This is a genomic window from Mesorhizobium sp. W016 (assembly GCF_054719485.1).
The window spans coordinates 2,066,380-2,078,290 of sequence record NZ_JBTTIF010000002.1 but is presented as its reverse complement, the minus strand read 5'-3'; the positions used below and the strand labels follow the sequence as shown (position 1 = coordinate 2,078,290).

General features: G+C 64.0%; 11 protein-coding genes. 2 read left to right on the top strand and 9 right to left on the bottom strand.

The features are described 5' to 3' along the window. Nucleotides 1–63 precede the first annotated feature (63 nt). On the bottom strand, nt 64–291 hold the full coding sequence (locus ACYG9V_RS10410; RefSeq protein ID WP_023692229.1) for a DUF1127 domain-containing protein: 228 nt from the start codon (nt 289–291) through the stop codon (nt 64–66). A 252-nt stretch (nt 292–543) separates the two neighbouring features. On the opposite strand from ACYG9V_RS10410, the gene ACYG9V_RS10405 reads away from it, so the two are divergent. After that, a complete protein-coding gene (locus ACYG9V_RS10405; protein WP_352762849.1) occupies nt 544–2,061 on the top strand; it encodes a winged helix-turn-helix domain-containing tetratricopeptide repeat protein in 1,518 nt (505 codons plus the stop codon). 532 nt (nt 2,062–2,593) lie between these two features. Beyond that, nucleotides 2,594–4,090 (top strand): aldehyde dehydrogenase family protein, encoded by a 1,497-nt coding sequence (locus tag ACYG9V_RS10400; RefSeq protein WP_352762852.1) that lies wholly within the window; start codon nt 2,594–2,596, stop codon nt 4,088–4,090. 25 nt (nt 4,091–4,115) lie between these two features. Here the strand turns inward: ACYG9V_RS10400 and doeB are convergent, their stop codons facing one another. From doeB to ehuB, 8 genes are all read right to left on the bottom strand, one after another. Next, the gene (gene doeB / locus ACYG9V_RS10395; RefSeq protein ID WP_352762854.1) at nt 4,116–5,120 is read right to left on the bottom strand and encodes a N(2)-acetyl-L-2,4-diaminobutanoate deacetylase DoeB; all 1,005 of its coding nucleotides are present in this window, start codon (nt 5,118–5,120) and stop codon (nt 4,116–4,118) included. Between the two features lie 5 nt (nt 5,121–5,125). Continuing rightward, nucleotides 5,126–6,304, bottom strand: coding sequence for an ectoine hydrolase DoeA (gene doeA, locus ACYG9V_RS10390; RefSeq protein ID WP_352762856.1), 1,179 nt, complete (start codon nt 6,302–6,304; stop codon nt 5,126–5,128). A 129-nt stretch (nt 6,305–6,433) separates the two neighbouring features. After that, a complete protein-coding gene (locus tag ACYG9V_RS10385) occupies nt 6,434–7,426 on the bottom strand; it encodes a cyclodeaminase (RefSeq protein WP_352762858.1) in 993 nt (330 codons plus the stop codon). A gap of 232 nt (nt 7,427–7,658) precedes the next feature. Further along, nucleotides 7,659–8,645, bottom strand: a complete 987-nt coding sequence (gene eutB, locus ACYG9V_RS10380) for a hydroxyectoine utilization dehydratase EutB (RefSeq protein WP_023753988.1) — start codon at nt 8,643–8,645, stop codon at nt 7,659–7,661. A gap of 5 nt (nt 8,646–8,650) precedes the next feature. Beyond that, entirely contained in the window at nt 8,651–9,430 is a 780-nt protein-coding gene (gene eutA / locus ACYG9V_RS10375; protein ID WP_352762860.1) for an ectoine utilization protein EutA, read from the bottom strand. 8 nt (nt 9,431–9,438) lie between these two features. Beyond that, nucleotides 9,439–10,098 (bottom strand): ectoine/hydroxyectoine ABC transporter permease subunit EhuD, encoded by a 660-nt coding sequence (ehuD, locus tag ACYG9V_RS10370; RefSeq protein ID WP_023729203.1) that lies wholly within the window; start codon nt 10,096–10,098, stop codon nt 9,439–9,441. Nucleotides 10,099–10,132: 34 nt separating this feature from the next. Further along, nucleotides 10,133–10,792, bottom strand: coding sequence for an ectoine/hydroxyectoine ABC transporter permease subunit EhuC (ehuC, locus tag ACYG9V_RS10365; RefSeq protein ID WP_023732235.1), 660 nt, complete (start codon nt 10,790–10,792; stop codon nt 10,133–10,135). A 206-nt stretch (nt 10,793–10,998) separates the two neighbouring features. Beyond that, nucleotides 10,999–11,850 carry an ectoine/hydroxyectoine ABC transporter substrate-binding protein EhuB gene (ehuB, locus tag ACYG9V_RS10360; RefSeq protein ID WP_023682674.1) on the bottom strand — a complete coding sequence of 284 codons (852 nt, stop codon included), beginning with the start codon at nt 11,848–11,850 and terminating at the stop codon, nt 10,999–11,001. Nucleotides 11,851–11,911 lie beyond the last annotated feature (61 nt).

The following is an 11,911-nucleotide window of genomic DNA, read 5'->3' as shown; positions in this document are numbered from 1 at the left end:
AAATGCCGGCAAAACGCCGCGGTACGCCCAAACAGGCGGGCGGGTCTTATCCGCGACATCAGCTCACACTTGCCAGAAGCGTTTGACGATTTCGGCCTCGACCTGGCGTCTGGTCAGACCGATATCGTCGATCAGGTGCGGATTGGCCTCCGCCATCTGCTTGAGGTCCCAGCGAAAGCGTATCCGCTCGCGCCAGGCCGCGATCATGCCCCGCGGGCCCGTCGGACGCCGGCCCGATGACACCGCCTTTTCCGGCAAGGCTGCACGAGCAGAAGCAAGGGTATCGTTCATGGCAACCTCCATTCGGTTTGAGGGGCGACAGCCCTCGGCTTGAAAGAGGTTGAATTCTGCCGCATGCGGACGGCGCCGTAATTAAGCGCGGCCAAATAGTTCTCAAAAGTTCCAAAGCAGTTAGAGCACCTCGCCGATTTATCGAAACGACGAGGTGCTCAACTCTTTGTTTTGACGCCATACGTCCGTGAAGCGCTCTGCGCTTTCCCGTGGGAAAACCGCCTTCACACCTTTCCTGGAATTGCTCTATAGATGCGCGTTATGCAGGGATCGCGCTTTGCCTTTGGTCCGTTCGTGCTCGATCCGGGTGCGGGAACGCTCCTTCGGGACCAAGTTCCCGTCGCCGCCGGCCACCGCGGACTGCAGCTGCTGGCGGCGCTCGTCGCCCGGCCCGGCGAGATCGTGGCCAAGGCCGAGTTGATGGATGCGGCATGGCCAGGCACCGCCGTTGAGGAAGGCAACCTCACCGTCCAAATTGCGCAATTGCGCAAGCTGCTGGGTCCGGCCACGAACGGCGGAGAATGGATATCGACCGTTCCGCGCGTCGGCTATCGCTTCGCCGGCGCCATCGAACAGCTCGGCGACGAGAAGCGACAGGCTTTGCCGCTGCCCGCCAAACCGTCGATAGCCGTGCTGCCCTTTGCCAATTTCAGCAACGACCCCGAGCAGGAAGCCTTTGCCGACGGGTTGAGCGAAGACCTGATCACCGACCTGTCGAGGATCGGCGGCCTGTTCGTCATCGCGCGCAACTCGACCTTTGCCTACAAGGGCAAGGCGGTGGATGTGCGCGAGGTCGCCAGAGAACTTGGCGTGCGCTATCTCTTGGAGGGCAGCGCCAGACGCGCCGCCGGGCGCGTGCGCATCAACGCCCAGCTGGTCGACGCGCTGAGCGGCGAGCATTTGTGGGCAGACCGCTTCGATCGCGGCCTGGAGGATATTTTTGCCGTTCAGGACGAGGTGACGGCCAAGATCGTCGAGGCGCTGCTTGGCCGGCTGCGCGCGCCGCTGCCGCGCAACCGGCCCCGAAATCTCGAGGCCTACGATCTGTGCGTGCGAGCCCGCAACTTGATCGACGTCTCGCCGGAGACGGCGCGCGAAGCGCATCTGTTGCTGACGCGCGCGCTTGCGCTCGATCCGGACTATGCCGAAGCCTATCGCTGGCTTGCCATGAACCACTGGATGGGATGGGTGCATTGGGGAGAGCCCATTGAGCCTGCCCGCGGCCTTGCCCTGGAACTGGCGCGCAAGGCTGTGGCGATCGATCCCAACGATGCCGGCTGCCACTGGGTGCTTGCCAACCTGCTTGCCTATGAGCGCAGATTCGACGAGGCGGATGTGGGATTTGCCAAGGCGTTCGAACTCGACCCGAACGAGGCCGATGCCTGGGCGACATTGTCCGACATCGCGATCCTGGCCGGGCGCGTCGAGGACGGCCTCGACTATATCAGCAAGGCGTTCCGGCTGAACCCGTTTCCGGCAAGCTGGTACTACCTGACGCTCGGCCAGGCGCAATATGCGGCGCGCGACTATGAAGCCGCGGTCGAGACGACGCGCCGGGACGAGACGTATCGGACAAGCTCGCGCCGTTTCCTTGCGGCAAGCCTTGCGCAACTCGGCCGGATCGACGAGGCGCGCGCCGAGGTCGACTTGTTCCTTGTCGCGAACCCACATTTCACCACCCGCCACTGGGTCGAGACGGAGCCGTTCCGCGACACTGCCACGCTCGACCATTTCGTCGATGGCTTCCGAAAGGCCGGCCTTCCGGAGTGACGGACCGGCGTGCTCGATCGATGCCAGGCACCGTCGGTTGCGGATCAATCCTGCCAATGTTTGCACGTCGCGAGGCCGCTCGACCGATCTTGCTTCCGCGAGCAGTCATCCAACAGCGATTGCAGCGAAGCGGCGCGCGAAACCTCTGTCACGGTGAAGCCGGCTGGAACGGCCACGATCGATCCGGCCACGGGTGAGCGCTGGGTGGCGGCTGGCGACTGCCTGTTGCGCTCTCGTCTGCAATGCCGGCATCACGGTCGCCGTGGGCAATGATCGGCTTGCCTCATTGAGCTTTTAGCGACGCGCTCCGACAACTCGCGATGATTTTTCTAGATGCCATTTGTCGAAGCACGATCTTTTCCGAAAGCCGGTTTCCACTTTTCGGGACCATGCTCTAGCGGCTGTCTGTTTCTTGTTGCTGGCGCGATCGGAAGTCACCCGCACAACCTGGTTATCTGAGCGCCCTTTAGCTTTCCTTGTTTGAGGTCGGCGGCGGGAGTAATAGTCGCCAAGGAATTGCGAGGAGGAAGAGATGACGCTGAACTTCGACCCGAAGGCGAAGGCCACGGCGTTGTACCATGGCGAATTCCGACCGATGTTCATTGGCGGCAAGTGGGTCGCCGCGCAGTCCGGCCAGGGCATGCAGGCACTCAATCCGGCAACAGGCGAGGTGCTGGCGACAGTGCCGCGCGGCGGGGCTGCCGATATCGACTCGGCGGTGGCCGCCGCGCGCGCGGCCTTCGAAGGCCCATGGTCCAAATTCTCGCCCTACGAGCGGCAGTGCGTGCTGCTCGGGATCGCCGTTCTCTTCGAGACGCATTGGGAAGAGCTCAGCGTTTCCGACACGCTGGATATGGGGCTGCCGATCACGCGCACGCTCGCTAACCGGCGCCGCGTCATCGGCATGCTGCGCTTCTATGCCGGCATGGCGACGGCGCTGCATGGCGAGACGATCGACAATTCGATTCCCGGCGAGATCGTCACCTTCACCCGGCGCGAGCCGGTGGGCGTCGTTGGTGCGATCATTCCCTGGAACGCGCCGACCGCCGCCTCGATCTGGAAGATCGCGCCGGCGCTGGCGACGGGCTGCACCATCGTGCTGAAACCGTCCGAGGATGCGTCGCTGACGCCGCTGCTGATCGCGCAACTGATGCAGGAAGCCGGCGTGCCCGACGGCGTCGTCAACGTCGTCACCGGCACCGGGGCCGAAGCCGGTGCGCGGCTCGCCGAACATCCAGACGTCAACAAGATCGTTTTCACCGGATCGACGCTGACCGGCCAGGCCATTGCGCGGGCAGCCGTGGCCAACCTCAAGCGCGTTTCGCTGGAACTCGGCGGCAAGTCGCCGATCATCGTCTGCCGCGACGCCGACATCGACAAGGCTGTTCCGATCGCGGCGATGGCGGTGTTCGTGCATTCGGGCCAGATCTGCATTGCAGGCTCGCGGCTGTTCGTGGCGCGCGAAATCCATGACGAGTTCGTCCGACGGCTCGCCGATTTCGCCGGCAGACTGCGAATCGGCCATGGCATCGAGGCCGAGACGGAAATCGGACCGCTCATCAATGCCAGGCAGGCAGCCAAGGTGGAGGGCTATATCAGGGCCGGCAGCGACGAAGGCGCCGAACTGGTCGCCGGCGGCTCGCGGCTGACCGGCGAGCTCTACGATGGCGGCAACTTCATTGCGCCGACGGTCTTCGGCGCCGTGTCGGACCAGATGACCATCGCGCGCGAGGAGATTTTCGGCCCGGTGATTTCGGCGATGCCCTTCGACACGCTCGACGAAGCGGTGGCGCGTGCCAATGCGACGCCCTATGGCCTGGCCGCCGGCATCTTCACGACACATCTGGGCACCGCGCACAAGCTTGCCCGCCGCGTCAAGGCCGGCTCGGTCTGGGTCAACATGTACCATGCCATCGACCCGGCGGTGCCGTTCGGCGGCATGAAGATGTCCGGCTATGGCCGTGAGGGCGGCATCGAGCATCTGCACGAGTATCTGGAGACCAAGTCGGTCTGGATCCAGACCGACTGATATTCGCGCGGCGTACTCTGCGAAATCACGATGAAACCAAAACGGCCAGGACGGCGGCGCAGTCACCGGCTTTGACCAGGCCGGGGAAATGCCGCGCCGCCAGAATGCCGGACATTTTTGCCCGGATTTCCTGCGGAGCGATGCCGGTGCGGCCGGTGGAATGGATGCGCGCCAGCACCGAGCCTTCTTTCACAGGCTCGCCGAGATCGACCATGGTTTCGATCATGCCGTCGTCCTCGGCGAAGGAGAAGCAATCGCCCGACGGCATGTCGAGCCACTGCGTCGGGCTCTTCTCTACTGCACCGGCGACAATGCCGGCATGACGCAGCACATTGCTGATGCCGCGCCGCGCAATCCGCACCGTCTGTGCGCGCGAGGTGCCGCCGCCGCCAAGCTCGGTGCTGACGAAGACCTTGCCCATTTCCTCCGCCGCCGTGTCGTACATGCCGACGGAGTCGATCTCGATCATGCGCATCGAGAACGGAGCCGCGAATGCGGCGACCGCGTCGAAGGCTTTCTGCTCCAGTGCCTTGTCGGGCACCGTGTGCGCGGCACAGAAGGGCACGAAATCCAGCGTCCTGCCGCCGGAGTGGAAATCGAAGACGAGGTCGGCGCGCGGCAGCAGTTCGCGTTGAAAGTAGTCGGCGATCTTCTCGGTCACCGTGCCGTCGGGGCGGCCGGGAAAGCTGCGGTTCATATTGCCCTTGTCGATCGGCGACGTCCGCGTGCCGGCGCGGAAGGCCGGATAGTTCATCGCCGGCACAATGATCACCGTGCCGCTGACCTGTTTGGGATCGAGCGTGCGGGCAAGATCGTAGAGCGCCAGCGGCCCCTCATACTCGTCGCCATGGTTGCCGCCGGTGAGCAGCGCGGCCGGCCCCTTGCCGTTGCGGATGACGCAGATCGGGATCATCACCGAGCCCCAGGCCGAGTCGTCGCGGCTGTAGGGCAGGCGCAGGAAACCATGTTGCACGCCGTCCTTGTCGAAATCGACGGTCGGCGCGATCGGAGATGGGCGGAGGCTAGGCATCGGGCTCAATTCTTCACCACCAGTTTGCGCGGTACATTGGCGAGGCACTCTACACCGGTTTCGGTGATCAGGATGGATTCGGTGATTTCCAGTCCCATCGTCTCCAGCCACAGGCCGGTCATGAAATGGAAGGTCATGCCGGGCTTGAGTTCGGTGCGGTCGCCGGGGCGCAGGCTCATGGTGCGTTCGCCCCAATCCGGCGGATAGGATAGGCCGATGGAGTAGCCGGTGCGGTTGTCCTTGACGATGCCATATTTCTTCAACACGGCGAAAAAGGCGTTGGCGATGTCCTCACAGGCATTGCCGGGCTTTGCCGCCGCCAGCCCCGCCTCCATGCCTTCCAGTGTCGCCTTCTCGGCATCGAGGAATTCCTGTGTCGGCTTGCCGAGAAAGACGGTGCGCGACAGCGGGCAATGGTAGCGGTTGTAGCAGCCGGCGATCTCGAAGAAGGTGCCCTCGCCCGACTTCATCGGCTGGTCGTCCCAGGTGAGATGCGGCGCCGAGGCGTCGGCGCCCGACGGCAGCAGCGGCACGATCGCCGGATAGTCGCCGCCGACGCCATCGACACCGCGCGTGCCGGCATCGTAGATCTCGGCGACCAGATCGCATTTGCGCATGCCGACCTGGATCTTGTCGACGATGCGCTGGTGCATGGCTTCGACGATGCGGGCCGCCTTGCGCATATAGTCGATTTCAGTCGGGCTCTTCACCGCGCGCTGCCAATTGACCAGCGCTGTCGCGTCGACGAAGCGGGCGTTGGGCAGGTGCTTCTGCAACGCGGCGAAGGCGGCAGCCGAGAACCAGTAATTGTCCATCTCGACGCCGATGGTCAGCTTGCCCCAGCCGCGATCACTGAGCACTCTGGCCAAAAAATCCATCGGGTGGCGCTCGGTCGACTGCACGTAGTGGTCGGCATAGCCGACGATGTTGTCATGCGCGAGATAGGCGGTGCGCTTGGCGCCATTGGCATCCTGGCCGCGACCGTACCAGACCGGCTCGCCCGATGATGGCACGATCACCGCCTGATGCACATAGAACGACCAGCCATCATACCCGGTCAGCCAGGCCATGTTGGATGGGTCGCTGATAACAAGCAGATCGACGCCTTTCCCCTCCATGGCTTTTCGCGTCTTGGCGAGGCGATCCGCAAATTCGCCACGCGAGAATTTTAGGTTCGGCTGCATTGTTCTTGGTCCTCGTTTGTTGGGCCTGGAGCCTGTTTCAACTTTGTTGGAAACAGGCTCGTCGTTCTTGTTTGAACGTGATCTCTGGGAAAAACCGGGTTCCACTTCCGGATCACGCTTTGGCCAGCATCAGCTTTCAAAAATGGTTCCGGCATTGGCCGCCCGCGCCCGGTTGCGAGCGAGCGTGGCGATCGCCGTATCCTGCACGCCGGTGCCGGTGAGGTCGGCGATGGTGATGTCGCTGGGTGAGCGCCTTCCGTGCCGTTCGCCGGCGATGATCTGGCCGAGTTCGGTGACCGCGGCATCGGCTCCCATCACGCCCGATGCGATGGCGTGATGCAGTTCTCCCAGACGCCGTGTCTGCTTGGCGCTGTCGGCGACATAGAGATCGGCCATGCGCAGGATCGCCGGCGCGATCTCGTTCTTGTGTTCGGCATCCGAGCCCATGGCGGTGATGTGCTGCCCGGCAACGACAAAGCCGGCCTTGATCAGCGGCTCGGTCGACGGCGTGGTGGTGACGATGATGTCGGCGCCGATGGTTGCTTTGGCTGCATCCGGCTCGGCGCGCACGAGAATGCCGAGCTTTTCGCGCAGCGCGCCTGCGGCCGTCTGCGCCTTGACCGCATCGCGCGCCCAGATACGTGCCTCGGCGATCGGCCGCACCAACATGAGTGCTTCGAGTTGCAGCCCGGCTTGCACGCCGGCGCCGAAGATTGCGGCGACGGACGAATCCGGCCGCGACAGATGCTTCGCCGCGACGGCGCCGGCAGCAGCGGTGCGGACATCTGTGAGATAGCCATTGTCCAGCAGCAGCGCCTCGACCACACCGGTTCTTGCCGAGAGCAACACCATCATGCCGCCCCCGCTGGGCAGACCGAGCTTCGGATTATCGAAGAAGCCGGAGCTTATCTTGACGGCGAAACCGTCTATTCCAGGCACATAGGCGGACTTCACATCCACCTCGCCGCGCTGCTCGTGAATGTCCAACCGCAGAATCGGCGGCATCGCCACCGGCAATGTGGCGAGCGCGCGGAAAGCGTTTTCGACGCAGGCGACCGCGTCGAGATCGAGCGTCACGATTGTGCGCAGTTCCTTCTCGGTGAGGATCGTCATCCGGCTCATGCGACGCGCTCCGCGAAGGCGCGCACTGCGAAGGATAGTGTTCCGTCACCCCCCCCTCTGGCCTGCCGGCCATCTCCCCCGCAAGGGGGGAGATTGGACTGCACTCCTGCCTTCGCCAATCTCCAGCGCAGCAAGAACAGCGACCGCATCGAAGCTGCCGATCTCCCCCCTTGCGGGGGAGATGTCCGGCAGGACAGAGGGGGGTGGGCGGGAATTCGGCGTGGGAGAGTTTTCATGCCGCGCGCTCCGCGATTGCGTCACCGCAGACGATCTTGCGATGCGTGTTCATGTCGATATTGCGGCCCGAGAGAAGAACGACCACCGGCCCGGTCGCCTTGACCTTCCCGGCAAGCAGCGCGGCGATGCCGACCGCGCCGGCGCCTTCGACGATCTCGCGCTCCTGTTCATAGGCATGGCGGATGCCGGCGGCGATCTCGTCCTCGCTGAGCAGGATGACGTCGTCGAGCAGATCGCGGCACATGGCGAAGGTCAGCCGGTTGCCGAGACCGATGCCGCCGCCGAGCGAATCCGCCAGCGTCGGCAGTTCTTCCACCTCGACCGGGCGACCGGCATCCAGGCTCGCCTTCATCGCAGCACCACGCGCCATCGAAACGCCGATGATTTTTGTCCCGGGGCTGACGCCCTTGACGGCGGCGGCGATGCCCGAGGCGAGTCCACCACCGGAGAGTTGCACCAGGACGAGAGCGGCATCCGGGACCTGCTCGATCATCTCCAGTCCGAGCGTGCCTTGCCCTGCGATGATGGCCGGGTGGTCGAAGGGCGGCAGCATCACCAGTCCCTCCTGCGCCACCAGCCGTTCGACCTCCTGCTGCGCCTCGTCCTGACTGTTGCCGATGATGCGGACATCCGCGCCAAGCCGACGGATTTCGTCGAGCTTGTTGCCCGGCACCAGTCGCGACATGCAGATCACCGCACGCATGCCTTCGAGCTTCGCGGCATGGGCCAGCGCACGGCCATGATTGCCGGTCGACGCCGCGACCACGCCGCGCGCCTTCTCCTCGGCGCTCAGCGAAGCAATGGCATTCGAGGCGCCGCGCAGCTTGAAGCTGCCGGTGGTCTGGCGGTGTTCAAGCTTGAGGTGGACGGGGATGCCCAGTCGTTCGGAAAGGCTGTGAGATAACCCTGTCGGCGTGCGTTCGATTTTGCCGGCAATTCGCTCCCGGGCGGCACGAATATCGTTAAGGGTGACTGTCGTCATGATCGTCAATCGCGCGGCAAAGGCAGCGTCATCAGACGGCCAAATTCGGGATGCGACGTCCCGTCGCCACACAACCGCAAACAATTCCAGGCGCTGGCCTGATTGCTGGTGACGACCGGGCGGTCGATCGCCTGTTCCATCCCGGGAACCGCGAGCGCTCCGCGCAATGCGGTGCAGGACACGAACAGTGCATCGGCCTGCGCATTCGTCGCCTCACGAGCCAGGTCGGCGATCGCTGCCGGCGCAATGCGCGCCATCTCGCGATCGTCCTCGAAGCCGAGGCAGGTGAAGCTGACGATCTCAAAGCCGCGCTCGGCGAAATACGTCGCCATCGGTCTGGAGGTTTCTACGGTGTAAGGGGTGAGGATGCTGATCTTCTTGGCACCCAGCGCCTTCAGCCCGCGCACGCCTGCCATGGGCGGCGTGACCACAGGAACACCCGGCTTGGCAGACTGGATCGCCGCCTCGATCTCGGCGTCGCCAATCACCACCGAGGCCGAGGTGCAGGAGTAGCAGATCGCGTCGAGCGGCTCATCGGGCAGGATGAGGGCAGCACCCGCCGCCAGCTCGGGCTGCATCTTGCGGAGATTCTCGGGTGTGGTCGGATTCTTGTAGGGAATGCGCGCGACATAGACGCCGACCCGCTCGCTCGCCACCATGCGGCGGAAATCCGGTTCGCTGGTGTGGTCGGTGGCAAGGATGATCAGGCCGACGCGCTTTTCCAGCGGACGCGCGTCGAGCGCCGGCCTTGTCGGCGTCAGCCTGATTTTGGGCAGCGGTTTCATCTTGGGAATTACCTTTCGATCTTGCCGTAGCGATGTTCCAGCCAGCGCAGCAGCACGACCGAGAAGAGGCTGATGACGAGGAAGAAGGCGCCGACCAGCGTGATCGGCTCGATGTAGCGATAATAGGTGTTGGCGACGCTCTTGGCCTGGTTCATCAGCTCCAGCACGGTGATCGCCGACAGCAGCGGCGTCTCCTTGAACATGGCGATGAAATAGTTGGCCAAAGCCGGGATCATCGGTGGGATCGCTTGCGGAATGATGATGTTGGTCCAGGTCTGCGTGGCGCTCAGATTGCAGGCCTTGGCCGCCTCCCACTGGCCGCGCGGCACGTTGTCGATGCCGGCGCGATAAACTTCCGCCGTGTAGGTGCCGTAGTGCAGGCCGAGCCCGATGACGCCGGCGACCAGCGGCGGCAACAGGATGCCGAAATCCGGCAGGACATAGAAGATGAAATAAAGTTGCACCAGAAGTGGCGTGCCGCGGATGAATTCGGCCGCCCAGCCGATGCTGCGTGACAGGACCTTGTTGGGCGAGCGTCGCGCCAGCGCGATGCCCAGACCCACAATCGCGGCCAGCACCGAGCCGAGCAGCGTCGCCAGGATGGTGATCTTCACGCCCTGGATCAGCGTTGGCAGGATTTCCCAAACGAAGTTCCAATCCCAATCCATCAGGAAGCCCAATTTATCAGAAGGGCATTGGCCATCAGACGCGCACCCCGTCCAGGCCGCGCGCCATGCGGCGTTCCAGAGAACGCACGCCCCAGGAGATGATCAGCGCCAGGGCGAAATAGATGATCAGGATGGTGGTGAACGGCGCCAGCGTGTTACCGGTCTGCGAGCGCACGACCTGCGCCTGAAAGGTGAGATCGGCGAGCGAGATCAGCGACACCACGGAGGTCGCCTTGAGCAGTTCGATGGCATTGTTGCCGAAGGTCGGCAGCATGACCAGCAGCGCCTGCGGCAGGATGACATGGCGCATGCCTTGCCAGCGGCCGAGGTTGAGCGCGATGCAGGCCTCATATTGTTCGCGGCCGACCGACTGGATGGCGCCGCGTACCACCTCGGCCGCATAGGCGCCGACATTGAGGCCCAGCGCCAGCACACCCGCCTGCAGGGGGGCCAGTTCGAGGCCGATCAACGGCAACACGAAATAGGCAAAGAACAGCTGCACGAAGATCGAGGTGCCGCGGAAGAATTCTATATAGGCGGTGGCCAGCCAGCGCAGCGCAAAGAAGCGCGACACGCGGCCCATGCCGGCGAGGAAGGCCATGATCAGGGCGAGCACCGACCCCATCAGCGTCAGCTCGATGGTGACAAGCGCTCCCTGCAATATCAGGCCGAGGTAGCCGGACCACTGGGTCATTCGGGTTCCAACGTTGGCGGTTAGCTTCCTTCTCCCCGTTCACGGAGAGAAGATGCCAGTCCACCCTCCGAAGCTGCAGCGCAGCTGCTGCGGAGGACGGGCAGGCAGATGAGGGGCAGCGCTAAATTCTCAGAACCTGGCGCCGCCCCTCATCCGGCCCTTCGGGCCACCTTCTCCCCGTGAACAGGGAGAAGGCAAAAACGGCGCTATTTCGCCGCGCAGAGCTTGTCCCGCGTGGTCGACATCGCGGCTGCGGCCGAGAAGCCGTAGGGCTCGATGATCTTGGCGAACTCGCCGGATTTCTTCAGCTTGGCGAGCTCGACATCGAAGGCATCGCGCAGGGCCTCATCGCCTTTCTTGAAGGCGGCGCCGTCGCAATAGACCGGCGCGCCGACCACCGGGGCGATGACTTCGAGGTTCGGATCGTTGGCTTTCTTGACGAGGTCGTTGATCGACAGGACGGGAAGCGAATAGGCATCGATGCGACCGTCCTGCAGCATCTTCAGGCCGCTCTGGCCGTCCGGCACGACGATGACGCGCTCGCGCGGCACGCCGGCGTTGAGCGCCAGCTTCTCCTCGGTGCCGCCACCGGGCGCGCCAATGGTGGCTGACGTGTCCTTGGCGACGTCCTCGTAGCTCTTGAAGCCCTTCGGATTGCCCTTCTTCACCAGCATCGCCTCGGCGTCGCACAGCACCGGCTCGGAATAGACGACCGCCGCGCAACGCTCCGGCTTCATGAACAGGCCGGCGGTGACGACGTCGAAGCGGCCGGCCTGCAGGCCGGGGATCATCGCGCCATATTCGGAGATCGAAGCGACGATGTCGGCAACACCGAGACGCTTGAAGACCTCGCGCGCCACGTCGGGCGCCGCACCCGAAACTTTGCCGTCGGCGGCGACCGCCGTATAGGGCGGCTCGTTGGCGATCGCGACGCGGGCAAAGCCCTGCGCCTTCAATTGCTCGAGCTTGCTGTCATCGGCCGAACCGGTGCTCGACGCGGCGAGCACCGCCGTCAGTGCGAGACCGGCGACGCCGGCCAGAATGCCAAGTTTCTTCATTGTTCCCAACTCCTTTGTTGTCTTCTTGGTTTTGTCTGGGGCGGTCTTCTGCCCCGCAAAG